Genomic DNA, 24835 nt, shown 5'->3' on the forward strand with positions numbered 1-24835 from the left:
ATGGCGCTCGGCGGGCACCCGTGCACAGGCTGTACATGGGCATAGGCTCCGCAGACATGACGTCCGCGGAGCCGCTCCGACTGCTGCGGGTCGGTCTCAGCGCAGTTGGCGGAAGAACTCGGTGATGTCGTAGGCGAGCAGTTCGGGCTCTTCGTGGGCGGCGAAGTGTCCGCCGCGTGGCATCGACGTGTACCGGGTGATGTTGTAGGTGCGTTCGGCCCAGGAGCGCGGGGGCTGGGTGAGGTCGGCGGGAAAGACGGCGACGGCGGTGGGCACTTCGACCTTTTCGACGCGCCGGGTCAGGCCGCGGGCGTACTCGTAGTAGGGCCGGAACGACGTCGAGATCGTGCCCGTGAACCAGTACAGGGACGCCTGGGTGAGGGCGAAATCGTCGGTGAACCGGGACGACAGGTCGCCGCCCGAGTCGCTCCAGGCGCGGTACTTCTCGACGATCCAGGCCAGCAGGCCGGTCGGAGAGTCGGACAGAGCGTGGGCCAGGGTGAGCGGGCGGGTGTTCTGCAGGTGCTGGTAACCGCCCTCCTCCGCGCTCCAGGTGGCGCCCTGGTCGAGGTAGGCCTGTTCGTCCAGGGTGAGGCTGGCGGCGTCGTACTCCTGGGGTGCGGCGACGGCGAGCAGGTGGATGCCGGCCAGCGACTCCGGGTAGGCCTCACCCAGACGCGAGGTGATCCCCGCGCCCAGGTCGCCGCCATGGGCGGCGTACCGGTCGAAGCCGAGCTCGTCCCGCATGAGCCGGTGCCAGATCTGGTGGGTCTGGAGCGTCGGCGGGAGGGCCGGTCGTTGCGGCGAGAACGCGTAGCCGGGCAGCGAGGGGACGACGACCGTGAACGCGTCGGACGCGTCGCCGCCGTGCTTCGACGGCTCCGCGAGACGCCGGGCGAGGTCGGTGAGCTCCAGGAAGGTGCTGGGCCAGCCGTGGGTCAGGACGATCGGCAGGGCGCCGGGCTGCTCGCCGTCAAACCGGAGGTAATGGACGGGCGAGCCGCCGATGGCGGCCATGTAGTGCGGCAGGGCGTTGATCCGCGCCTCGTGGGTGCGCCAGTCATAGCCTGTGGCCCAGTACTCCGCCAGGCGGCGCACCTCGGTGGTGTCGGTACCCGCTTCCCAGCCATCGACGGGCCACCGGGTGGGCCACCGGGTGGCCCGTAGCCGCGCGCGCAGGTCTTCGAGTTCTGCATCGGTCACCGCCATCAGCGGCGTGTGGTCGGTCATGTGCCTCTCCTGGTCGTGCTCACGCGCGGTCCGACCGCGCCTGGACGTGGTCGACGACCAGGTCGGGACGGGTCACGAACGGGTGGTGCCCGGTCGGCAGCTCGACGGAGCACGTCGCGCGGCCCGCGTGGGGGCGCTGCAGCTCGACCGACGTGCTGCGGTCCTGCGCGCACACTAGGTACGTCGAGTCGATCCCCTGCCAGCCGGCCACACTGGTTGGCGTCATGAACGCCGCGGCCGACTGCGCCGTCACTCGCTCCCACGCATGGTGCCGGGTCGCCTCGTCGGCGTCCTGGAGGAATCGCTCTCCGAACGAGGCCGCGTCGTAGCCGGACACACTTAGCGTGCCGTCCCCGTTGTCGCCGATCGAGACCGGGTCGCTCTCGCCGCTCATGATCGCCCTCTGCGACTGTCCGAGGTCGGGAGGTAGGACGACACGTAGAGCAGGTGCGCGACGGCGGAGTTCCGGCCGGCCTCGGCGATGACGGTGCCGCCGTAGGAGTGACCGACGACCAGGTCCGCGGTGCGCTGCCACCACCACTGCCCATCCCGCACCAGGGCACTCCATCGACTGATGGGCGAGTCCCTGCGGCCCAGCGCCGCCACCGCTGCTGTTCGGGCGATCCGTGCCATGTCCGGCGCGGGAAGCTGTGCGGCGGACAGCAGGTCGTCGAGCAGGACGACCGCAGTGGTGTGGTTGCCGGATGCCAAGGCACGATGCGCGGCCTGCTCGGCGTACCGCGTCCACGGCTCGGTCTCGCCCGCCTCCCGGAAATGGCGGGCGAGCTGCGCGACGGGCGGCGGGTCGACCTCCTCCAGGGCTCGGCCGGCGCGCAGATGGAGGAACCGGCGCTCGGTCCGGGGGATCGCCTCGTACACCGCGGCGGCGACCAGCATGTGCCGGTATCGCCACCGCCCGAGGTCGTCGCCGACCACCATGCCCGCCTCGGACGCCTCGGTGATTCCCGCCCGGCACTCCTCGACCGCCACGTCGGCGGTCGCGGCCAGCGTGACCTCGGTGCCGGGTTCGGCGAGGGCCGCCAGCGCTTGGAGCACCTGCTGAGCCGCCGGTGACAGCCGCCCGACCCGTTCCCTCGTCGAGTCGCGCACCGTGGGCGGCACCTGAAGCTCACTGAGACTCAGCCGCATCCACTGCCCCTCGCGGAACACCAGGTCCGCGCGATCGCACGTGAGGCGCACCGACTCCTCCACCGCCAGCGGCACGCCATCGGTCCGCTCATGCAGGAACGAGCTGAACTCGGCCGACATCGGCTCACCGTCGAGCATCGACGACACGAGCGCCGCGGTCTGGTCCCGGCTGAGCGGCGTCAACGCCACCCGCAGCTGGGTCACGCCCGCCGGCAAGCGAGACGACAACCGCAGCAACAGCGACTGGTCGTCCACCTCCTCCGGCCGGTACGTGACCACCAGGCTCGGTCCGCCGCTGTGCTGGCGGGAGGTGAGGAACAGCAGGAACTCCAGGGTCACCTCGTCCGCCCAGTGCGCATCCTCGACCACGAGGAGATCCACGTGCAACGCCCGGAGCAGCTCGGCGAGGTCCCGGAACAGTCGGTGTCGCGCCGTCCTGGCATCGTCCAACGGCTCCAGAGCAGGTGGTAGATCGGCGGACCACTCCGGGAACAACGGCCGCAGCGTGCCGGCCAGGTCAGTGAGTCCCAGGTCGGCCACCGGCTGATGGGTTCCGAGGAACGCGTCGACGATCGGCCCCAACGTCAACGACTCCCGAAGGGGCGGACACACCGACGTCAGGGCATTGCGTCGATGAAGGTGTCGGCCATCCACTCCTGCAGCAGGCGGCTCTTGCCGATCCCGGCCTCGCCCTCGATCAGCACGACTGCCGGGGCTTGAGCCAGCGCCCGTCAGGGCTGCCACTTCCCGGTCGCGCCCTACGAAAGCCGGCGTCGTCACAGTCGGCCGACTCCCATCGGCGGCGGCAGACGTCACAACGACCATGCGTGATGATGGTCCGTCAACTGAGCTGGGCGCAACACAAGACCGTCCAGCCCGGCTGGATCGCCCCATCGACCCCACTGCTCGTCTCGGCGTAGGCCAAGGTCGGCCCGGCAGCGAGCTGGGCTTGGCCCCGTTCAACCTCGCTCACCGCCACACCCTGCATCGGCAAGACCTGAGGACGTCCGCTGTCTGGCGCACCTATGATGGGGGATCTGTGTTGTGCACGAGGCGTGGGAGAAGCAGATGGCCGGGCCAGTCGGTATTCGTGAGGTGGCCGCCCGCGCGATGGTCTCCGTCGGTACGGTTTCGCACGTCCTGAACCGGCCGGAGCTGGTCTCGACCGCCACGCTGAAGCGGGTGCTCGCCACGATGGACGAGCTCGGCTTCGTGCGCAACGACCTCGCCAGGCAGCTCAAGATGGGCGGCGGTACGACGCTCGGCATGATCGTGCTCAACGTGGCCAATCCATTCTTCGCTGGTCTGGCTCACGCCTGCGAGGCCGCGGCAGAAGCTCTCGGGCACACCGTGATCTTCGGCAGCAGCGATCAGCTGGACGGACGCGAGGACCGCTACATCGACCTCTTCGAGGAGCAACGTGTCCGGGGCATGATCATCGCGCCACTGGACGGCCACACCGCGCGGATCGAACGCGTCATCCGGCGCGGGATGCCTGTCGTGCTCTTCGACATTCATGCCAACGAGGGAGACTTCTGCTCCGTCGCACTCGACGGCAACGCCGGCGGCTATCTCGCGGTACGTCACCTGCTGGACGCCGGGCGGCGGCGGATCGCCTTTCTCGGTGGTCCGCTCCACCAGGTTGACGACCGGTGGAAGGGCGCGCTGCGTGCTGTCGCGGAGATCGACGGCGCGAGCCTCACCCACATCGACACACTCGACCAGACCATCTCCGACGGCAGAGCGATCGGCGACCAACTGGCCGTGCTGCCTGCCGGCTCTCGGCCCGACGCGGTCTTCGCGGCGAACGACCTGCTGGCCCTCGGCCTCATGCAGTCGCTCGTGATCGCCGACGACATCGACGTCCCGCGCGACATCTCCATCGTGGGCTACGACGACATCGACTACGCGGCCTCCGCCATCGTGCCGCTGACCACTGTCCGGCAGCCGCAGGAAGCGCTGGCGGAGGAGGCGGTTCGCCTGGTTCTCGACCACGCCTTCAAGGCCGAGGCGCACGTCCATGAGCACCTGCTGCTACCCCCTGAACTCGTCGTTCGAGCCAGTACGACGTCGGCCTGATTCACCAGGTTCGGCGGACGATGCTGTAGCCGACGTCCCCGAGGTGGAACGCCAGGGGCACGTCGTCGTCCGCGGATGGCGGCGAATCCGCCGCTGGCGCCCGAACGCGTACGCCGACCTCGACCGACTCGATCGCGGTCCGCGTGGCCAGAGCCGAGACGTCGACACTCACCCGGTTCCAGCCGGCGGGCCAGATCGTGCTGGTGCCCTCACTCGTGCTGCCGTCGGCACCGCGAACGACGAGGAACGGCTCCAGTGGCCGTTGCGGATTCTCCACACACAGGTCGAGCATCGCGTAGACGAACTTCGCACCGGACCGATCGGTGCCTGTAGCAACGACGGGAAGGCGTACCGACAGCGCCGCGCCCTCTCCGGCAGCGGTGCGTTCACTGCCACGCACGAGCGCCACGGGTCCGCCCGGCTGCTCGTGAGGCACGGGCATGCAGCGCAGGCCGTCCGGCAGCACCACGATGGGTTCGCTGCCTTGTGCCGTGATGGTGTTCTCGGCCAGCGCCCGCTGGAGCCAATCGCGCTCGCCGACGACATCCGGGGAAGGCGACGGCCGGGACGGCGGCTGCCAGGGTTCTTCGGCGGAGTACGTCCTGCGGCGCCTCGTCGTACGAACCAGGGCGGTAGCGATTGTGCGTCGGTGCCACCCGGGACCGAGGATGTCATTGTCCCGTTCAGCGAGTCGAAGGACCGCCTCCGAGCCCACCGGAACCGTGAGCTCGAGGACTGTCTCCGCTCCGCTGACCCGGTATCGCAGCTCGAGAGTCCCCCGCACCGTCCGCGACCTCAGGGACAGCGAGTCGACACCGTCGACGAACTGGGGCGCAACCTCGAACCGTGACCAGCCGGCGGCGATCGGCCGTACGCCGGCGAGCCACTGCCAGGCCCAGCCCGCGAACGGTCCACCGAGGCCGATGTGATCGAGCGACCCGGTGCCGGTGTTCCGCGGATCGATCCACCAACACTCCCAGAACGTGCCGGGGCCGTGGTCGAGCATCGCCCCGATTCCCGGCTCGGCGGGCTGGTGAAGGGCGTCGAAGATGGTCTGCGAGTGGCCGGTGCGTGCGAGTGCTCGGATCGTCGTCCTCGTCGCGGCGAAGCCCGAGGTCAGGCGATCGTTGCGAGCGCGTACGTCGTCAGCGATCCGCCCTGCCGCACGCTCTGCCTCGGCGCCGGTGAGAGCGCGAGATTCCACGGCGATGGCGTTCGCCGCCTGGGTGCCGTTGCCGAACACGTCGCGTTCGTCGTCGTAGTTCGCCGTACGCGACGCTGTCCGCAGTTCGTCGGCCTGGGTACGTCGTTCCGCGGCGGCGTTCGGACTCCCGGTGGCCTCTTCGAGCGTCGCGAGTGATTCCAGGCTGTCGATGGTCGCGGCCGTGTGGTGCAGGGGCGGCGGAGTCTGCTCGAGGGCAAGCCAGTCCGATCCGTAGCTGATCGGAGCGTTGCCGACGACGCCGTCCGCGGTCCGGAGCGTCAGTTGGTAGTCCGCCCAGCGCCGCAGAGCCGGAAGTGTCTCCCGCACGACCCGTTCGTCACCGTAGTGCAGCCAATGGCCGAGCAGCACTCGCTGCAGCGCGGCGCCCCAAACAGGGTCGGGGCTGATCCGGTCGGCCCGGATGTCGGGCGAGATGGCCGGGATGCTGCCGTCAGCTTGCTGGCTCGTGCGCAGGTCGGCGAGCCACTTCGAGAAGAAGGTCTGCAGGTCGAAAGCCGAGAACTCGAACTCGGTCACCGACGCGGTGTCCCCCGTCCATCCCGCCTGCTCGCGGGTCGGGCAGTCCTCCGGGATCCCGTGCACATTGTTCAGCAACGTACGCCGAGCCGCCCGGACGAGGGCGTTGACCTGCAGGTCGTCGGTCTCGAGTTCGCTCACACTCACCAGATCGGAGTGCAGGCTCCAGGCCTCCACCACCACGTCGGCGTCGGCGGGCAGCCCGAAGATCTCGAAGTACCGGAATCCGTGGTAGGCGAACCAGGGCTCGAGAACCTCGCGCACGGTCCCCTCGATGACGTATTCGACGGCCTGGCGTACCCGTCCGTGGTCGAACGGCATCGTGAGATTGGTCGTGTCGAGCCTGCCGGCCTGGTCGAGGTGTTCGCCGTGGACGACTCGTACGACGGTGCCGGCGGGAACCGGCGAAGCCACCGTGAGCCGGGTGCGACCCGCGATGTTGGTCCCGACGTCGTACACCCGGCCGGCGGTGGACCGGCTGAGCTCGGTCACCTCGTGGCGTGCGACGCGGTGCAGCGCCGGTGAAGGGTCTGGTGCGATCGCGGCCGGCGGCGTCGCGAAGGAGACCGGGTCAACCTCAGGCGTGAGTACGCGCAACGCATCAGAGGCGCCGAAGATCCCGGTGTCGTCGATCCGTTCGTGGCGCTCGAGGTAGAAGGGCTCTTGTCGGATGACCTCGGCGCCGGCGGTCTCCATCTCTGCGCCGGTACCCGCGCGGACGATCGTGCCGTCGGCGGCGTGTGCGACCAGTTCGGCCAGCAGGCGCGGGTCCTCGCCCGAACGCTCCCAATCCCCCAGACCGAGCACGAACTCGATGGTGTTCTCCCCGACGGTCAGGAGATCGGTGACGTCATAGGTGCGATACAACGCTCGACTCAGGTCGGTGCGCGACGGATCGGAGGCATCGGCGTTGACGGCTACTCCGTTGACGGATGCCCGCACCAGGCCCTGAGCGGTGAGGTGAAGTCGGGCCCGTTCCGTCGGCTGCTCGAGAAGCACCCTCCGCCGCAGGACCGTGAGTGTGGGGTGAGCGACCCAGTCGGCGGACCAGTCGTCGTACTGCCATGGTCCGGTTTCGCAGCTCGCCGGAGCTGCCCACTGCGACCACTCGCCGGCTTCGTCGCGAACTCGAACGGTCCACGAGTACAGGCAGTCCGCTGCGAGATCGATGCCGAGTTCAACGAAAGGCTCAGCAGCCTCGACCTCGCCACTGTCGAAGACGAGCGAGGTGTCATCACTGCGAGGATCCGACGTTCCCGGACTCACGCGCAGCCTGAAGGCGGTTTGGCGCTGACCGTTGCGCTCGAGCGGCACCACCCACGAGAGCCGGGGCCGGCGTTCGGAGGCGAGCGCGACGAAGCGGTCGTCCACCCTGATCGCGGACTCACCGGGAGCTGCCTGCGCGGTGGCGGCGCAACGGCCGTCCACGCGCAGCGTTGTCGGTGTCGGACTAGTCACTGTGGAACCCTTCGCTGTTGATCCGCCGCAGCCTGGACCGGAACTGTCGCAGCCAGGGTCTCCGGTCGGGTTCCGCGGTCGTCCAGCCGACTCGCGGCACGCACCCTTGACACCGTGACGCAACCCACACATCATAGCTTGAAAGCTTTCATCTGAAAGGTTTCAATGCCCGATAGACGCGCTCAGACGCAGTCGGAGCACTCGCTCGTCGAGGACTGGGTTCGGCCTTCGTTCGGCATTCACAGCAAGGAGGGAAGGCTGACATGACGTCACGCACAGCGCGCCGCCGTGTGCTCGTTGCCGCCTCGGCAGCTATGGCTGCGGTGCTCGCGGCGTGCGGCGGGAACGCCGCCACCAGTTCCGGAGAAGCCGGCAAGGTCGACGGTAGTTCCATCGTCCTCACCACGATCACCGCGCTCGAACCGCAGTTCAAGAAGTACGCCGAGGCGTACACCAAGCAGTTCCCCGACCGCAAGGTCGAGGTCCGCAGTACGACGGACAAGGCCGACGAGTACGCGCAGCAACTGGCGACCGCGCGTCTGAGCGGTGAACTGCCGGACGTCTTCTTCAACGTGGACTTCCTGGCCGACACGCTGGCGACCAACAACGTCACCCTGGACCTGGCTCCGGGGCTGAAGGACGGCAAGCTCGCCGGCCTCACCGCGGACTCTTTCCTTCCGCAGTTCGTCGGCCAGTACCGGCCGCTCGCGAAGCCGGAGCAGATCACCGGCCTGCCGGTGAGCGCCGACTCAGTGGGGCTCTTCTACAACAAGTCCCTGTTCGACCAGCTCGGGGTCAAGGAGTATCCGAAGGCCGACTGGACCTGGGATGACATGGTGCGGGTCGGGAAGGAGCTCCAGGCCAAGGGAGGCGGCAGCATCACGGGCCTGGCCGCTCCGCTCGGTGACGGCAGCGCACAGATCGTCTACGGCCCTGTCATCAAGGCGTTCGGCGGCTCGGTCTACGACCCGAAGACCGGCAAGTCCGGCATCGGCCAGCCGGAAGCCATCAAGGCATGGAAGCTCATGCTCAGCAGTTACGGAACCGCCTCCGGCGCGTACACCACGACGACCGACGACCCGAAGCTCAGCTTCGGCTCGGGCAAGGTCGCGATGGCCATCGCCTCGCGTGGCTCGGTTCCGCAGGTCAAGACGGCGCTCGTCAACGCGAAGTGGGATGTGCAGGTCCTCCCGACGATCGAGGGCAAGTCGACCGCCGGCGGCGGATCGTACGGATTGTCGATCGCGCAGACCAGCAAGAACCAGGATGCCGCGTGGGCGTTCCTGAGCTGGTTCTACGACACCAAGACCGGCATGAAGGTCGCCCAGGATGTCGGTGGGGTCATTCCGCCGACCGACGACGGCATCGACAACGGCACGTGGAAGGACGGCACCCCGCCGGACAACATCGCCATCTTCGGTCAGTCGGCGCGGACCGCGGTTCTGCTCACCGCCATGCCGGGCTCGACCTCGACCGTCATGACCGACGCCACGAAGAAGGCGACCCAGGAGGTCCTGCTGAAGCACCGCTCGGTCGAGGAAGCCTTCGCCGAAGCGGAGAAGACCGTCAACGCGGCGATCGCGAAGCAGGCCAAGTAACTGACGGATGACCCGGGCCGCCCCACCCGGGTCTCCCTAGCATCGGGAGATCGTAGTGTCGACCCCAGCCCTGGATACCCAACCGCTTCGGCAGGACGAGGAGAAACGGACCCCGGACCGCAGTTACGGCTACCGGCGCGGCAGACGCGTCGATGCGCTCACGGCCGCCGCGTTTCTCACGCCGGGAATGCTGGCTTTCGCGCTTTTCGTGATCCTCCCGGCCGTGGGCGGCCTGGTGCTGACCTTCTTCCAGTGGGATCTGTTCGGCGCACCGCGATGGGTTGGGCTCGACAACATCATCCGGCTGTTCGGTGACGCCGAGATGTGGCAGGCGCTCGGGGTCACCGCCCTGTTCGTCCTGATGGGCGTCCTGCCGACGATCCTGATCGGCTTCGTCCTGGCCGTACTGGTCAACACGAAGCTCCCGGGGATTGCGGCCATCCGCGTCTTCTACTTCGCGCCGATGATCGCCTCGGCCGCGGTCTCCTCGCTGATCTGGGTCAACCTGTACAGCACGAACGGGCTGGTCAACCAGGCGCTGTCCTGGATCGGCGTCAACGGACCGAACTGGTTGTCCGACCTGACCTGGGCCCGCCCCGCCCTCGTCATCATGATGATCTGGGGCGGCCTGCCGCTGGTCATCATCTTGTACCTCGCCGGGCTCCAGCGGGTGCCGGACGACATCTACGCTGCGGCGTCCCTCGACGGCGCGAGCAAGTGGCGGCAGGTCTGGTCGATGACGTGGCCGAACGTCTGGGGCACGACCGTCCTCATCGCCGTGCTCCAGGCCGTCAGCTTCGTGAGCGGTTCGTTCGAGATCGCGCTGATCATGACCGACGGTGGCCCGCTCGGCTCCACGCAGTCGATCGCGCTCTACTCGTACAAGGTCGCCTTCGGCCAGCGCGACATCGGCTACGCGAGCGCTCTGTCGCTGTTCCAACTCGTCCTGATGATCGCCATCGTGGTTCTCGTGCGCGGGATCGTGCGATTCCGGAAGGAGCGCAGCTGATGCGTACACCCCGTTCTCACAGCGTCCTTCGCTACCTGGCGATCGTGCTCGCCGGCCTGGTGATGGCCACCCCGCTGCTGTTCATGGTCTCCGGCTCGCTCAAGTCCGCCGCGGAGATCAACGCTTTCCCCCCGCCGCTGCTGCCCGAGACCCCGATCTGGCAGAACTTCGTCGAGGCCTGGAACTACCTGACGCCCCGGGTCATCCTCAACACCTTCGTCTTCAGCCTGGGCATCGTCGGTCTGCAGCTCGTGCTCTCGCTCCCCGCCGCCTTCGCCCTCGCGAAGATCCCGTTCAAGTGGGCGGCAGCGGTGGTCGCGACGCTCGTCGTACCGTTGTTCATCCCGGGCAACCTAACGCTGATCCCCCTGTTCGTCGTCACGTTCCAGCTGGGGTGGCTCAACACCTATGCCGGCCTCATCATCCCGATGGCGGCCCAGTGTGCGTTCGCCATTCTGATGTTCCGGGAGTTCTTCGCCGGCCTGCCGGTCGGTCTCATCGAGGCGGCGCGCATCGACGGGGCGAGCTGGGGGCGGGTGCTGACCGCCATCGGCCTTCCGCTGGCCAAGCCCGCGCTCGCCACCTTCTGCTCGATCAGCTTCCTGACCGCGTGGAACATGTACATCTGGCCGCAGGTCATCGCCCCGAACCCGGCCAACCGGGTGATCAACGTCGCGCTCGCGCCACTGGCCGGCGGTGAGAACTCGATGATCTCCCCGTCCGTCGGTCTCGCCGGCGCGGTGATCGCCATGCTGCCGGTGCTGATCGTCTTCATCGTGTTCCAGAAGTGGTACCTCAAGGGCATCGTCGGAACGGGGCTGGAGTGAGCCGTCGGTCCGGAGAATCGGCCGTGGTCACCCGGCTGCGTGCCGAGTACTACGACGTTGCCTTCGGCATCGGCTCGGCGACCCCACGGCTGTCATGGGGCCCCGGGTCCGTGCCGGACGGGTGGCGGTCGGATCGGTACGAGGTCCGGATCGAGAGGGCCGATGCGAGCGTGGAGTCCGTGGTCGTGGACTCCGGAGAACAACTCTTCGTACCGTGGCCGTTCCCGCCGCTGAGCTCCCGTGAGCGCGTCCGGGTCAGCGTGCGAGTGGGAAGCGGTGACGCCTGGACCGAAGCCAGCGAGCGGCTCACCATCGAGGCCGGCCTGCTCGACCACCGCGAGTGGCAGCAGGACCTGATCAGCCCGTCGACCATCGGCGGCCTGGCGGACGGCGCTCCCCTGTTGTTCGGCCGAGCCGAACTCACGGGGCCCACCGCGTCGATCGCCTGCACGAGAACGTGGTGTGGAGCATGCGGGGCAACTTCCTCGCGCTGCCGACGGACTGCCCGCAACGCGACGAGCGGCTCGGGTGGACCGGCGACATCCAGGTCTTCTCCCCCACCGCGACCTTTCTGTTCGACACCGCCGGATTCCTCTCGGAGTGGCTCGGCGATCTGTCCGCCGAGCAGAAGGCGGACGGCGGCGTTCCCTTCGTGATCCCGGACGTCCTGGGCGTACCCGATCCCGCGGCCGCCGCCTGGAGCGACGCGGCCACGATCGTTCCTGAGGCGGTGCATCTGGCGTACGGCGACCGCGGTGTTACCGAGCGTCAGTACCCGTCGATGCGGGCCTGGGTCGAGAAGGTGCGCGGCATCGTCGGCGAGGACCTGCTGTGGTCCACCGGCCCGCAGTTCGGCGACTGGCTCGACCCGACGGCTCCGCCGGACGACGCGGCGAAGGCCCAGGCCGACCCGGCCGTCGTCGCGACCGCGTACTTCGCTCGTTCCGCAGGCATCCTCGCGCGGTCGGCCACCTTGCTGGGACGGCACGCTGATGCCGAGGACTACACGCGGCTGGAGCAGGACGTGCGCGCGGCGTTCATCGCGGCGTACGTCGGCAAGGACGGCCTGGTGCGCAGCGACTGCCAGACCGTGTACGCGCTCGCCATCGTGAACGACCTTTTCGCCACCGAGCGCCAGCGCGTCGGTGCGGGCGATCGGCTCGCGGAGCTCGTCCGTGCCGCCGGCTACCAGGTGAGTACTGGTTTCGTCGGGACGCCGGTCATCCTCGATGCGCTGTCGTCGGCCGGACCTTGCCTACCGCATGTTGCTGGAGGAGTCCTGCCCGTCGTGGTTGTACGCGGTCGCGATGGACGCGACGACGGTGTGGGAGCGCTGGGACTCGATGCTGCCGGACGGATCGATCAATCCGGGCGAGATGACCTCGTTCAATCACTATGCCTACGGCGCGGTCGCCGACTGGCTGCACCGGCGGGTGGCCGGACTCGCACCGACATCACCGGGGTACCGCACGATCGAGGTGCGGCCGGTCGTGACGGGTGACCTGTCGAGCGCGGCCGCCAGGCACCTGTCGCCGTACGGCGAGATCGCGGTCGGGTGGCCTTGCGAGGGCGACCGGTTCGAGCTGTCGCTGACGACGCCGTACGGCGTGAGCGCCGACGTGTGGTTGCCGGGCTCGTCCACCTCGATGGAAGTTGGCCACGGCAACCACACGTTCGACTCGGTGCTAAAGCTCGTCTGAACCGATCCGCACCGTCTTGCCTGACCTGTACCGGCGCCTCACCGCCACGCCCTTGCCGGTCACGGTGACCGTGTCGCGCGTGACCTGCACCTCGAGCTGCCGTCCGCGCCAGTGGAGATTGCGGACGCCGGCGTTGGACAGGGCCGACGGCAGGTTCGGAGTGATGACGAGAGCCTCCGGCTCGGCCTCGACCCCGACGAAGGCGTACAGGAAGCTGGCCGGCGCCAGTCCGCTCTCGGGGAACGGGACGTCCGTTCCGACCGAGTGTGCTCCGCCCGGCGCGTCGACCGTACCCTCGCCGCGGTACAGCGGTGCACCGCCGCCGATGTGGTCGGGTTCGCTCCACCGATCGAGGATGGCCGTCATCCGGGCCCACGCGTCGTCGGCGGATCGGTAGCGGGCGCGCGCCATCACATCGAATCCCGACGTGTAGAGGATGGCTCCGCCGTCCTGCACCTCTTCTCCCCAAGGCGTCGTGAGGTGGGTCAGGAAGAACCAGTAGCTGTTGCGGCGCGTCGTCGACCTCGGAGCGAAGACCCACTTCGAGTAGATGTCGGCGGGTCCCTCGAAGTACTCGCCGAGTGCCACCACGTACCTGTTCGACGCATCGGTCGCGGGATTCCCGTCGGCGTACGCCCTCGCACCGGGCACGCTCTTTGCCGTCGACCACCAGGCGAGCGTGCCGGTGACCTGGGAGACCTCCAGGTAGTACACGCCCGGTGGCTGCTTCGGCAGGTCGAGGTGCGCCACCCGGCCGTCGAACCAGTCGCTGAAGATCCGTTCCGCGATCTTCACCGGCGCCTCCCCCGGCAGGCCGCGGTAGAGCGTCATGGTGAACGCGGCGCCGCGCTCGGCGTAGGTGGCGAACCGCGCCGCTACGCTGACGAACTCGGCGTCTGCCGTGAAGCTCTGCCCCAGCGTGTGGCCGGCGGTGACTTTCGGAGCCAGGCCGCCCTCTTCGATCTGGACGACCGCTTCCTGCAGCTCGGTCCGGCCGTGGTCCAGCCAGTCGAAAATCCGCGCTGCCTGGTCCTGGGTGGGGAGGCCGAACGACGCCGCCTCGAGATTGACGTAGGTCGACCCGTAGTCGTGCGCGACACCGTCGGCGTCGACGGACTGCACGTACCGGCCATCCGTCCCGTTCCAGAACAAGGTGTTGTAGCGCTGACGCGTCAGTTTGCGCACGGTCCGCAGCTCGTCGGCTCGCGCCGCGCCTCCGACGTGCTCCTCGAGCTGGGCCATCGCCTCGAGCGCGCCGTAGAAGTAGGCGTTGAGGAACGCGTCCTGATGCCCGAACGAGGTGACGTCCCAGTAGTTGGAGGGCAGATAGCCGTCCCGGCCGCTGTGGTCGGGCGAGTCGATCGTGACGATCCCGCTCCTGCCGTCGAGCGAGTCGAGGTAGAAGTTCATCGCCTGCCGCACCCGCGGCAGCATCGTGGCGAGGAAGTCGGCGTCACCGGTCCACGAGTAGTACCGCCAGGCGCCGAGGATGTACATCGCGTTGGACGTGAAATGCCGGGCGTCGAACTGCTTCGGATCGGGGAACGGCCATCCCGCCGAGTTCGGCCAGGACCAGACGTATCCGTCGGGCTCGAGCTTGGTGCTCAACAGGGAGTCGGCCTGCGCTCCGCGGCCCGCCGTCGCGGTCCAGTCCAGGATGCGCCCGTTCCAGTCGGCCCAGTCCATCGCGTGCCCGCTGAACCGGAAGCTGAGCGCACGCTCCCAGTAGAAGGAGGACACCTGCGATGCCCTGCGCTGATCGGAGGCAGTGAACACGGGGAAGACCGCCGGCAGTGCCTCCGAATGCGGTTGGACCTCGACCGCGAGCGATCGCGAGACGGTCTGCGCCGCGTCCGCGGTTCCGGAGTTGAGCGACATCACCATCGACTGGGCGGTCATCGTGCCGTCGATGACCGGTTCGTCACCGGTGAACCGCAGGTCGTACGGGCCGTTGCCCCCGGCCGTGACAGCTTGCGACCCCGATACCGGGTTCGTCCAGGCGTCCCGGCGCTTCAGCTGCTCCGACGGCATGTAGATGCCCTGGTCGCCGTAGAAGCGGTTGAACAGTACGCCGTCCGCCGCGGCGACGGAGTACCCGTCGCGGCGCCACGAGGTGGTCAGCGTCAGGCCGGGATCAGCCCGCGGGACGGTATTCCACTGAATGTCGTAGGCCATCGCCAGGTTCCGGCCGGACAGGTCCAGCTTCCACGACGCGATCCCGTCGACGTCGAAGCCCGCCACGTCGATCGTCATGGTGCGACCCGCCTGCACCTGACGGTCCTGGTACGCCGAGCCGCCGACGCTGACCATGGTCGCGCCGAGTTGACTCCACCAGCCGGGGGTTCCCGCGGTGTGGGAGATCTCCAGGTAGTAGGACCCGGGGGGCTGATCCGGGACATCGAGGTAGGCCCATCCGTTGTCCTTCAGCGGGTTCACCTCGCGACTGGCGATCTCGGTGAGGCCGGCCGCCGGAGTCCCCGCGAAGAGCGTCATCCGCAGCCCTGCGTTGTTGCTGCTCCAGGTGGGAAACTGGCCGCCGACGCGGGTGAACCGGTACATCGACGCAGTGAACGACTGGCCGATCGTGTGACCGGCGTTGAGCGGGACGGGTGAGTTGGTCTGCGCCTGCTTGAGGCTCTTTGCCGACGGCAACTGAATGCCCGCCAGGCTCAGCGACGTCCCGGTCGCCGTCCAGGTGACGTCCTTGTTGAACCCGGCGTCGAAGAAGTCGGTCGCGCCGAGGAACACCGAGCCGAACGACGTGGGTTGGTACTGGCCGGAGCCCGTCGGATCGCAGGCGAACCGGGTGAGCTTTCCGTACTCGCCGGAAAGACTGATGAACCCGTTCTCGAGCTGGTAGGTCTCGGCCGTGGTCGCGCTGGCCTGGAGGGGTCGTGCCATCCCGCTCGCGGTCAGGAGCAGGCCACTGCCCGCCCCCTGGAGGAAGAGGCGCCGACTCGGACGGAAGCGTTTGTTGCCCATGGCCATGGGGTCTCCAGTCGTTCGTTCGCGGAGTGATCGGTGGCAGGCCGAAAGCCACAATGACCGCGTCGGAAGGGGCGTCGGAACGCCAATCACTGAGGAATTGAAAGCTTTCAGGTAGAGTCACAGACGAGCCCGGCACTGTCAACCGCCGGAGCCCCAGCTGTCCGACTGCGGTCATCTGCCGACCGACGACCGCTTCCGGTCAGCGGCAGGCAGATTCGTGGACCTCGATGGATCGCGTTGATAGGAAGACATCATGAGCACGCCTAGAACGTTCGTGTCCGGGTCTGCTGCCGCAGCCTTAACGGGCGTTGCCGCGGCCGAGACGTCGCCCGAGGCATCGGCCGCCGCGCCGAACCGTCCGATCGACAGGCAGGCAGTTGTGGCCCGGCACCGGGTGGTGCGCGACGCGATCAACACGCACAGCCCCCTCCAGGTCGGCAACGGCCGGTTCGCGTTCGGGGTCGACGTCACGGGCCTGCAGACGTTCGTGCCGTTCAACACGATGTCGGAGTGGGGATGGCACAGTTTCGCGTTGCCACCTGGACAGCAGCCCTCGGACTTCCACGGCGAGGTGTGGGACACCCACGGCCGTGCGGTGCAGTACCCCATCCCGAACCCGACCCAACCTGAACTGTCCCGCTGGCTCTACGCCAACCCGGCACGCATCAACCTCGGCCGCATCGGTCTGGAGCTCACCCTCCCTGACGGCCGCACCGCCGCCGCCGACGACCTGACGGGCATCCGGCAGGAACTCGATCTGTGGACCGGCATCATCGACAGCCGCTTCGAGCTCGCCGGTGAACCGGTGCACGTCCGCACCTGCTGCCACCCCGACCAGGACGCCGTCGCCGTGGAGATCGACTCGCCACTCGTCGCGGCCGACCGGCTGGCCGTCTTCCTCCACTTCCCGTACGCCGATCAGCAGGAGTTCGCCGAGCACGTCGGGACCTACGGCGAGCCGGACGCCCATCAGACGACGGCGACGACGGACCGCAACTGTGCCGAGATCACCCACCGGATGGACGCCACCGAGTACCACGTCGAGGTCACCTGGCAGGGTCGCGGCGTCTTCGCGAGCGTGGACGTGAACGGCGGTGAGCTCGTTATCCGCACCGCCCAATACGGCGCCGACGGCCACTGGGCCGACGTCGCCGGCAAGCTCTCCGAGCTGGTCGTGGACGACTCGCTCACCGCGCTCGTCGACTACCGCCTCCTCGGCGACCCGGCTCCGGGCCAGGCCAAGCGCCTGGTCCTCGCCTACACCTACGGCGGCCGGGACTTCGAGATCGTTGTCCGCGACAACGAAACCCTCGCGATCGGCGCCGCGGCCGCCCGGCATCGCTACCGGCTCGCCGCGGCCGGCGGGACCGATCGGCTGCACTTCGTCTGCACGTTCGCGCCGGCTCCCCCGGCCCACTCTTCTTCGGCCCACTCTTCTTCGGCCCACTCTTCTTCGGCCCACTCTTCTTCGGCACAGTCGCCTTCGCCGGCCGGGACCTCGAGCGCGACCTTCGCGGCGAGCGTCCGCAGCTGGCGTCAGTACTGGCTGTCCGGCGGCGCGATCGACCTGTCCGAGAGCAAGGACCCGCGCTGGCGTGAGCTGGAGCGGCGGATCGTGCTCTCGCAGTACCTGCTGCGCGCCAACGAGGCAGGCTCACTCCCACCGCAGGAGTCCGGCCTCGTCAACAACGGCTGGCACGGCAAGTTCCACATGGAGATGTACTGGTGGCACGGCGCGCACTGGGCGCTGTGGAACCGGTGGCCGATCCTCGAGCGCAGCCTGACCGTCTTCGACCGCTTCCACGACTCGTCGCGCGAACGCGCGCAGAAACAGGGCTTCCGGGGAGCGCGGTGGCCGAAGTGCACGACGGCCGACGGCACCGAGGCGCCGCACGTCATCAATGCCCTGCTGACGTGGCAGCAGCCGCACCCGATCTTTCTCGCTGAGCTGGACTACCAGGCACATCCCACCATGGCCACGCTGCGGAAGTGGCACGACATCGTTGCCGACACCGCCGACTTCCTCGCCTCCTGGGCATTCTGGGACGACAGCACGGGCCGCTACGTGCTCGGCCCGCCGATGCACCTCGTGTCGGAGAACACCGATCCCAAGGCCACCCAGAACCCCACCTTCGAGCTCTCCTACTGGCGTTTCGGCCTCCGCGTCGCACAACAGTGGCGCGAACGTCTCGGCCTGCCCCGCGATCCCCAGTGGCAGCGCGTCCACGACGGGCTCGCGGCCCTGCCGGTCCAGGACGATTCCTACGTTCTGCACGAGGGCGTCGAGAACATGTGGACGGAGAAGAACTACGAGCACCCGGCGCTGCTCGGCGCGTTCGGCTGGCTGCCGGGCGACGGCGTCGACATCCCCACGATGGACCGCACCGCCGACCGGGTCTTCACCGGCTGGAGGTTCTCCCGTACCTGGGGATGGGACTTCCCGGTGCTGGCGATGTGCGCCGCACGACTCGGGCGCCCGGACGACGCGCTGGACTTCCTGCTCCACCCCTCCGATGGCTTCCAGTTCGACGACGCCGGCCTCGCCACCGGCGGGCCGTTCCCCTACTTCCCGAGCAACGGCGCCTTGCTCTACTCCATCGCCTTCATGACCGCAGGCTGGCACGGCGCACCGGACCGCCCCACCCCCGGATTCCCGGCAGACGACCGCTGGGTGGTGCGTTCCGAGGGGCTGACCCCAGCGCTGTGAGTTCAGCCGGCCGGAGGTCAGCGTCCGGAGCCGGGGAGCCCGCCTTGCAGGCCGGCGAGGAAGTACTTCGACATGAACAGGAACAGCAGCAGGAGAGGGATGCTGGCCAACGCGTAGCCGGCGAACAGCGGTCCGTACTCCGTGGCGTTCTGGGTCTGGAAGAACTGCAGCCCCGCCGACACGGTCCGCAGGTTGTTGTCGGCGATGGTGAGCAGCGGCCAGAAGAAGTCGTTCCACACCCCGATGACGGTGACCAGGGAGATCGTCCCGACCACCGGCAGCGACAGCGGCAGCATGATCGACCAGAACATCCGGGGCCCCGACGCGCCGTCCACCCGGGCCGCATCGAACAGCGCCTGCGGGATCTGCTCCACGAACGTCTTCATCAGCAGCGTTCCGAGGACCGCTCCGCCTGCCACGTGCGGGATCACGAGCACCAGCCGGGTGTTCAGGATGCCGAGGTCCCGCATCAGCACGAAAAGCGGGATCAGGCTGGAGATCCCAGGCACCATCAACAGCAGGGCCACGAGGGCGAAGAGCGCCTTGCGGCCGAAGAACTCGTACCGGGCGAAGACGAAGGCTGCCACCGTGCTCAGCAGCAGGGTTCCGACGATCGCAGCCGCGGCGACGAGCAGTGACGTGACGAAATAGGGCTGGATCTGTTGCCAGGCAGTGCTGTAGTTCTCCAGTCGCAGCGGCAGCGTCGGCCGCCAGAAGGTGGCGTAGTACTGCTGGTTGGTCTTCAACGATGTCATCAGCATGAACAGGAACGGGAACAGCCCGATGAAGGCGATCAAGCTGAGAGCCAGGACCACCAGGGTCTGACCGCTGCGCCGCCGTCCACCTGTCGCGGTCTCAGAGCGACTTGACATCTGCTTTGTCCCCTCGCTTGATGAAGACCACGACGATGCTCAGTACGACGGTGATCAGGAACAACGCGCTCGACAGCGTCGCCGCGTAACCCCATTGGCTGCCTTGGAACGCGACACCGAGCATCCGCAGGACGGGTACCTGGGTGGCGTTGTCCGGTCCGCCGCCGGTCAGCAGGTAGGCGGCGAAGCCGTACTGGAGAACGCCGATGGTCGCCAGGAAGACGAGGAGCTTGACCTGCGACGCCATCAGCGGAAGGTCGACGCTCCAGAACCGGCGCAGCCTGTTCGCGCCGTCCAGCGACGCCGCCTCGAAGACCTCCTTGGGAATGCCCTGCAACGTCGCCAGGAAGATCAGGAAGGGCAGCCCGGCCACGAAAGGGAATCCGATGAACAGCAAGGCCAGCAGCGCGGTGTTCGGGTCACCGGTCCAGTTGTGAGCCAGCGAGTCGAGCCCGACCGATTGCAGGACGCGGTTGATCACGCCGTTGTTCGGGTCGTACATCGCCGACCACAGCAGCACGGTGACGACGCCGGGAAAGGCCATCGGCGCGATCAGCACGGTCCGGAAGAAGAACTGCAACCGCTCGCTGCGCAACGAGATGACCAACTCGGCGGCCAGCAACGGCAGCGCCCACGCGATGGTGACCTGGAAGACGAAGATGTAGCCCAGGTTGCGGAAGGACTGCCACCACAGGTCGTCGTGCCACATCGCCACGTAGTTGTCGAACCCGACCCACGGAGAATCGAACCCGGGCTGCCAGTCGGAGAAGGAGTGCCAGATCCCCGATACGGCCGGGTAGTACGCGAAGACACCGAGGACCGCGAACAACGGCAGTAGGGCCAGGTATGCGGTCCACGGCACCCGCCGCCGACGGCGCCGGGCCGAGGTCGGCGGCGCCGGCGCGGCGGGGGCGGCCGTCTCCACAGTTGGTGCGGTCATCGGCATTACTTCTTCGCCCAGGGCTCGGACTGCCACTTGTTGTCGGCGACGGCCTGTTTCTGGGCCTTGGTCCACATGTCCTGCAGGTAGTCGAGCTCCTTGTCCAGGGACCGCGTACCGAGCAGCCAACCGTCCCAGAGGCTCAGCTGTGTCACCCCCGGCGGCGGACCGGGCAAGCTGAAGGGAATCGCCTCACCCCAGGAACCTTCCGCGAAGGCGCTGGTCTTGGCCGCGCCCTTCGCCCCCTCGACCGCCGGGATGCCACCGGTCGCGGCGAGCCAGGGCTGGATCTTGTCCGGTGCACTGACGAACTGCAGGAACTTGACGGCGGCATCGAGCTTGGCGCCCTTGATCGCGCTCGGGATCATGTAGCTCGTCCCGCCGGGGCTCGCGCCGAACCGCGCGGGCGCGTCGGTCGCCAACGGCGAGGAGGCGGTGGTGATCTTCGGGAACGGCATGCTGCCGACCTCGAAGGGCACGTCGGACAGCGCGCTGACGCCGAAGTTCACTCCCCAGGCCATCGCCGCCTTGCCGGCCGCGAAGTCCTTGAGCCCGATCACCGCCCCGTTGTCACCGGTGACGCCGGACCAGTTCTTGTCGACACAGGCGTCCCACAACCGCTTGAGCAGGTTGAGCGACTCGGTGACCTCGGGCTTACGGCTGTCGAAGGCGCCGGAGAGCACCGCGCGCGCCACACCCTTCTCGGTCACCGTCGGGGCCTTACCCGCCGACCCGTCCGGCGCATAGACGTTGTACTCCTGAGCGTACTTGTCCAGCAACATCCCGCTGATGGTCCCCATCGTCCAGCCGGGGCCGAGATTGGACGCGTCCATCGCCAGCGGCGTGTAGCCGGCGGCCTTGAGTTTCCCGCAGCCCGCGATCAGGTCCTCGTAGTCCTTGAACGGCGCTTGTACGCCGGCCTTCTGGAACGCCTCGTTGTTGGTGAACAGGCCGATCCCCACCAGGTTGAACGGCACGAACTCGATGGCGCCAGCGGCATTGCGGCTGTGGCCGTTGCCGAATCCGTAGAACTTCTTGCGGAAGACATCGATCCACTGCTTGTTGCCCTCGACGTACGGGTTGGGCTTCTTCAGGTAGTCGTCCAGCGCGACGACCATCTCCGGCTTGTGCGGCGCCTGGTTGAACACCAACTCGGAGGCGGTGCCGGCGGCCAGCTGAGTGGAGATGGTCTGACCGAAGCTGTTCAACGGCAGCACAACGGTCTTGACCTTGATCTTGGGCTCCTTCGCCTCGAAGGCGGCCACGAGTTCCTCCCAGGGCTTGCCGAAGCTCGACCCCGAACTGTTCCACTGGTTCGGTCCGGAGATGGTGATGGTGACCTCGTCACCCGACTCGCCGGATCCGCTCGAGCCGCCGCAGGCCGCGATCGTCGTCATCGCCACGGCCAGCCCGATCCCCAGTGCCGCGCCGCGACGCCTGGATGCTGAGGGAATTGCTCTCATCGTTGTGCCTTTCGGGTGCGGCTGGATCAGTTGGTGAAATAGCCGAGATCGTCGACCTGGAACTTGGCGCTCCAGTTCGGGTAGGTGGTGCCGACGGCCGCGAAGGAGACCTGGACCGAAGTCACGGCGGCTCGAGACGCCCACTGGCTCACGTCGATCGAGAGCTTGTTCCACGAGTCGGGCGAGAACTCGGGGTCCGTCGTGGTCTTCGTGGTGCCGTCCGCCGCGGTCAGCGTGAAGGTCGCCACGTACCCCGTGGCGCCGGGAGCCCCGCCGTACGAGTCCATCCACACGAACACCGTTGTGGCCTTGCTCAGGTCGAGCGGAGTGCTCGGCGTCACGCCCACAGTCCGGGAAGACGTCGCCGGGGCGACCGCGGCCGTCGCTTCGAGCGCACCGGCTCCCCCGCGCGGAGCGCCTGGCCCGTTGGCGAACCCGGTCACCCGAGCGACGGAGTTGACCCCGGCGCCTGCCTTCCATCCCTGGACGTCGGTCTCGAAGTCGTAGACGAGATGCTCGGGCGGAGGCGGAACGGTCACCGGGACCTTCACGATCTGGTCGCGAAGCTGCACGCAGGCAGTCGTGTGGCTGCCACGTACGGCGGTCACCTGCAAGGTCACCTTCGCCACGCCGCCGAACGGCGTCGCGGGAACTGTCACGCCGTTCGGTTCCACGTCGAAGTCGCCGCAGTCGTCCGGAATCTGCGCGGCGCCCTGCAGCACGTCCATGTCCAGGTTGGTGATGCTGACCGTCAGCTTCGAGCCGACCACGTCTGCGCTGTCCGTCGCGGCGGTCATCAGCACGTTGGGCGACTGAGAACGGGTGACCCCGTCGGACTGCGTTACGGAATCCAGCTCGAACGAGTTCTGCGGTTCGCTGGTCCCGGTCCCCCGAATGCGGACCTTCACTTTGGCCAGCCTGTCCGCCGCTACCGCGGCAGGTAGCTGCAGCGCCACCGAGTGGGACCTGCCGTCGGCGGGGACGTGGGCATCGCCCTCGACGATCCGTCCGGACGACGTCGTGGCGGTGATCCGGGCGATCGTGTCCGGCCCCAGTCCCGTCGCGCTCGGGATCCTCACGGCCGCGTTCAGCCAGCCCCGCGCGCGGGGAGCATCAGTGGCGGTGAACTTCCTGACGACGCCGCGGAACTGCTTGGCGAAGGTGTTGGGCGCATCGGCGACCTGCAGGACACCGCCGGCCGCGGTCGCCGACGACACGTTGTCGGAAGGCAGCCATCCATCGGTGCCGGAGTCGAAGGAGCCCAACGGCCGGGAGCCGGACGCCACCGCGTCGAGCCGGGTCCCGACCGTCGTCGTGATCGGGCGCTGGTCGAGCGCCGTCGGATCGAACCCGTCGATCACGTCGGCCCAGTCCTTGATGCCGATGATCGACTTGGCGAAGTCCGTCACCTCGAGCGAGCGCGCGGTGTCGATGTACTTGAAGACGTTGTAGCTGTACTTCTCGCGCAGCGGCGCGTTCGGGTCGTCGATCGAGAAGTCCACTGCCCACAGCCCGAGATTCAGTCCACCCTCCAACTTGTGATCGACGTGGCGATGCAGGATGAAGCTGTCGATCGAGGGCAGAAAGCGGATCTTGTAGTAGGCGTAGGCGAAGCAAGCGGCTTGCAGCTTCTCCGCATCGAGGGTCAGGTTGCTGCCCGCTCCAGGAGTGTGGCACCCCTGCTCGGAGAGAATGATGCGCCGCGGTTCGCCCTTGTAGAGGAGCTCCTGCGACGACAAGTACTGCGGCAGAACCTCGATGTTCTTGAACGTGATCATCTCGGTGTCGACCGAGTCCGTCGCCCTGGTGTCGTTCCAGAAGTCGGGTTTGAACAGATCCTGCGGATACGGGTGGTAGGCGAGGAACCAGGGGAAGTCACCACCCTGTTTCGAGATCGCGTTCAGCCGGTCGATCACGTCTCTGGCCGGGTAGAAGCGTCTGGAGTTCCCGCCGGCCGGTACGGTCCAGTGCTGGGTGAGCGTGGTGTAGGTGCGCGCCTTGTCGTAGTACTTCCTCGAGGCCAGCGACATCACCCGCAGCGCCCGTGAGTAGCCGTTCAGGAACTGGTCGATCGTCTTCTCGCCGGAGTTCGACCAGATCCACTGCGCGTCCACCTCGTTGCCGACGATGAAGCCGACCGCGCGGCCGAACTTCTCGTCCGGGCGCGCCCAGCGACTGGCGATGAACTCCATCGCGGCGGTCGTGTAGCGGATACCTTCGTCCGTGACAGTGTTGAAGCCGTAGACCGGACCAGCACCGGCTTCGCGTGACGCGTCCGGATGAATCAGGATGTTGGCCGCGCTGTTCGGTTCGTTGTCGTGCCGGTACAGCAACACGATCAGGTTCACCAAGGTGCCGTTGTCGGACACCGCCTTGATCTGCGTGTCGAGCGCGGCCACCGCGGCCGCGTCGAAGTAGTAGTCCGTCCCGCCGCTGGCGAACGTGATGTTCTGCTCGCTCGTCTTCTTGTTCAGCATGATCTTGGCGAGATCGAGGTTGATGGCCGCGTGCTGGACGCCCAGGCTCTCGGCGTCGTCCGACATCTGAACCTGCAGGCCCTTCTTGTCCAGTACCTGGGGGAAGGGCGCCGTGTTGGGCGCGGTGAACCGCAGGTCGTCCGCGAAGTGCGGCGTACCGACGGCAACGCCGCCGACGGCGAGCGTGAACTGGCCGAACAGCTGGTCGGTCCCAGTGGCGTCGACCCGAGCGCCTTGCACCGAGAACGCACCGTCGGCGCCGGCGACGGCCCGTCCGAACGACTTCGCATCCGCTGCGGTGGCCGACGACTGCGCACCGGAGACGAACACCTCGACGTCAGCGCCCGCCTGGGCCGCATCGACGGAGCCGGAGACCGTGATCATGTCGTCCGCCACTGCGACCGAAGCGATGCCAGGTTCGGCAGCCGCCGCCGTCCGATGATCGGTTCGCACCACCGAATCGAGCACCGACACATCAGCCTGCGCTGTCTGACCGCTCAGCAGTAATGCGGCTGTCGTCGCGATCGCAACGACAGCCCATCGGCATCTTCTTCTGGTGTGCATCGTGTTTCCTCCCAGGGCGGCGTCAGATCACGG

15 protein-coding genes and 2 pseudogenes are annotated in these 24835 nt (G+C 67.8%); 8 read left to right on the forward strand and 9 right to left on the reverse strand.

Annotation, left to right across the window (positions count from 1 at the left end; all coding sequences use genetic code 11):
- Nucleotides 1-96: 96 nt before the first annotated feature.
- Genes E0H45_RS22635 through E0H45_RS22645 form a run of 3 tightly spaced genes read right to left on the reverse strand, consistent with a single transcriptional unit; the run spans nucleotide 97 to nucleotide 2991 of the window.
- Nucleotides 97-1230, reverse strand: coding sequence for an epoxide hydrolase family protein (locus E0H45_RS22635; RefSeq protein ID WP_202872441.1), 1134 nt, complete (start codon nucleotides 1228-1230; stop codon nucleotides 97-99).
- 19 nt (nucleotides 1231-1249) lie between these two features.
- Nucleotides 1250-1624, reverse strand: a complete 375-nt coding sequence (locus tag E0H45_RS22640; RefSeq protein ID WP_202872442.1) for an alpha/beta fold hydrolase — start codon at nucleotides 1622-1624, stop codon at nucleotides 1250-1252.
- Nucleotides 1621-2991, reverse strand: coding sequence for an ATP-binding protein (locus tag E0H45_RS22645; protein ID WP_202872443.1), 1371 nt, complete (start codon nucleotides 2989-2991; stop codon nucleotides 1621-1623). The genes E0H45_RS22640 and E0H45_RS22645 overlap by 4 nt, the downstream gene beginning before the upstream one ends.
- A gap of 456 nt (nucleotides 2992-3447) precedes the next feature.
- Between E0H45_RS22645 and E0H45_RS22650 the strand changes: the two genes are divergently transcribed.
- Complete coding sequence (locus E0H45_RS22650) at nucleotides 3448-4458, forward strand: LacI family DNA-binding transcriptional regulator (protein ID WP_131340295.1); 1011 nt, start codon at nucleotides 3448-3450, stop codon at nucleotides 4456-4458.
- 1 nt (nucleotide 4459) lies between these two features.
- Here E0H45_RS22650 and E0H45_RS22655 read toward each other — a convergent pair whose 3' ends face one another.
- On the reverse strand, nucleotides 4460-7657 hold the full coding sequence (locus tag E0H45_RS22655; protein WP_165546548.1) for a family 78 glycoside hydrolase catalytic domain: 3198 nt from the start codon (nucleotides 7655-7657) through the stop codon (nucleotides 4460-4462).
- 263 nt (nucleotides 7658-7920) lie between these two features.
- Between E0H45_RS22655 and E0H45_RS22660 the strand changes: the two genes are divergently transcribed.
- The 6 genes and pseudogenes from E0H45_RS22660 to E0H45_RS43320 all read left to right on the forward strand — a co-directional run bounded on the left by E0H45_RS22660 (nucleotide 7921) and on the right by E0H45_RS43320 (nucleotide 12791).
- Nucleotides 7921-9255, forward strand: a complete 1335-nt coding sequence (locus tag E0H45_RS22660) for an ABC transporter substrate-binding protein (protein ID WP_131340299.1) — start codon at nucleotides 7921-7923, stop codon at nucleotides 9253-9255.
- A 55-nt stretch (nucleotides 9256-9310) separates the two neighbouring features.
- Complete coding sequence (locus E0H45_RS22665) at nucleotides 9311-10264, forward strand: carbohydrate ABC transporter permease (protein ID WP_131340301.1); 954 nt, start codon at nucleotides 9311-9313, stop codon at nucleotides 10262-10264.
- Entirely contained in the window at nucleotides 10264-11091 is an 828-nt protein-coding gene (locus E0H45_RS22670; RefSeq protein WP_131340303.1) for a carbohydrate ABC transporter permease, read from the forward strand. Before E0H45_RS22665 ends, E0H45_RS22670 begins: the two co-directional genes overlap by 1 nt.
- Nucleotides 11092-11114: 23 nt before the next feature.
- Nucleotides 11115-11411: pseudogene (locus tag E0H45_RS43970) on the forward strand (glycoside hydrolase family 78 protein); the annotation flags it as partial.
- 149 nt (nucleotides 11412-11560) lie between these two features.
- Nucleotides 11561-12467, forward strand: a pseudogene (locus E0H45_RS22675) (alpha-L-rhamnosidase-related protein); the annotation flags it as partial.
- 114 nt (nucleotides 12468-12581) lie between these two features.
- The gene (locus E0H45_RS43320; protein ID WP_238155187.1) at nucleotides 12582-12791 is read left to right on the forward strand and encodes an alpha-L-rhamnosidase C-terminal domain-containing protein; all 210 of its coding nucleotides are present in this window, start codon (nucleotides 12582-12584) and stop codon (nucleotides 12789-12791) included.
- Here E0H45_RS43320 and E0H45_RS22680 read toward each other — a convergent pair.
- Nucleotides 12777-15692, reverse strand: coding sequence for an MGH1-like glycoside hydrolase domain-containing protein (locus E0H45_RS22680; RefSeq protein WP_165546549.1), 2916 nt, complete (start codon nucleotides 15690-15692; stop codon nucleotides 12777-12779). The two genes, E0H45_RS43320 and E0H45_RS22680, sit on opposite strands and share 15 nt — an antisense overlap.
- Nucleotides 15693-16032: 340 nt before the next feature.
- Between E0H45_RS22680 and E0H45_RS22685 the strand changes: the two genes are divergently transcribed.
- Nucleotides 16033-18486 (forward strand): DnaJ-like protein C-terminal domain-containing protein, encoded by a 2454-nt coding sequence (locus E0H45_RS22685; RefSeq protein WP_131340307.1) that lies wholly within the window; start codon nucleotides 16033-16035, stop codon nucleotides 18484-18486.
- A 17-nt stretch (nucleotides 18487-18503) separates the two neighbouring features.
- Here the strand turns inward: E0H45_RS22685 and E0H45_RS22690 are convergent, their stop codons facing one another.
- The 4 genes from E0H45_RS22690 to E0H45_RS42545 are packed head-to-tail and all read right to left on the reverse strand — an operon-like array spanning nucleotide 18504 to nucleotide 24691.
- Entirely contained in the window at nucleotides 18504-19358 is an 855-nt protein-coding gene (locus E0H45_RS22690) for a carbohydrate ABC transporter permease (protein WP_131340309.1), read from the reverse strand.
- A complete protein-coding gene (locus tag E0H45_RS22695) occupies nucleotides 19342-20298 on the reverse strand; it encodes a carbohydrate ABC transporter permease (protein WP_131340311.1) in 957 nt (318 codons plus the stop codon). The genes E0H45_RS22690 and E0H45_RS22695 overlap by 17 nt, the downstream gene beginning before the upstream one ends.
- A gap of 5 nt (nucleotides 20299-20303) precedes the next feature.
- Nucleotides 20304-21761, reverse strand: coding sequence for an ABC transporter substrate-binding protein (locus E0H45_RS22700; RefSeq protein ID WP_165546550.1), 1458 nt, complete (start codon nucleotides 21759-21761; stop codon nucleotides 20304-20306).
- Between the two features lie 26 nt (nucleotides 21762-21787).
- Entirely contained in the window at nucleotides 21788-24691 is a 2904-nt protein-coding gene (locus E0H45_RS42545) for a DUF5722 domain-containing protein (protein ID WP_165546551.1), read from the reverse strand.
- Nucleotides 24692-24835: the final 144 nt, after the last annotated feature.

Source organism: Kribbella soli (genome assembly GCF_004331345.1).
GTDB lineage: Bacteria > Actinomycetota > Actinomycetes > Propionibacteriales > Kribbellaceae > Kribbella > Kribbella soli.

Coding starts and splice junctions, on each gene's coding strand:
- E0H45_RS22635 (WP_202872441.1), bottom strand. CDS start 1,230: ATGACCGACCACACGCCGCTGATGGCGGTGACCGATGCAGAACTCGAA.
- E0H45_RS22640 (WP_202872442.1), bottom strand. CDS start 1,624: ATGAGCGGCGAGAGCGACCCGGTCTCGATCGGCGACAACGGGGACGGC.
- E0H45_RS22650 (WP_131340295.1), top strand. CDS start 3,448: ATGGCCGGGCCAGTCGGTATTCGTGAGGTGGCCGCCCGCGCGATGGTC.
- E0H45_RS22660 (WP_131340299.1), top strand. CDS start 7,921: ATGACGTCACGCACAGCGCGCCGCCGTGTGCTCGTTGCCGCCTCGGCA.
- E0H45_RS22670 (WP_131340303.1), top strand. CDS start 10,264: ATGCGTACACCCCGTTCTCACAGCGTCCTTCGCTACCTGGCGATCGTG.
- E0H45_RS22680 (WP_165546549.1), bottom strand. CDS start 15,692: ATGGCACGACCCCTCCAGGCCAGCGCGACCACGGCCGAGACCTACCAG.
- E0H45_RS22685 (WP_131340307.1), top strand. CDS start 16,033: ATGAGCACGCCTAGAACGTTCGTGTCCGGGTCTGCTGCCGCAGCCTTA.
- E0H45_RS22690 (WP_131340309.1), bottom strand. CDS start 19,358: ATGTCAAGTCGCTCTGAGACCGCGACAGGTGGACGGCGGCGCAGCGGT.
- E0H45_RS22695 (WP_131340311.1), bottom strand. CDS start 20,298: ATGACCGCACCAACTGTGGAGACGGCCGCCCCCGCCGCGCCGGCGCCG.
- E0H45_RS22700 (WP_165546550.1), bottom strand. CDS start 21,761: ATGAGAGCAATTCCCTCAGCATCCAGGCGTCGCGGCGCGGCACTGGGG.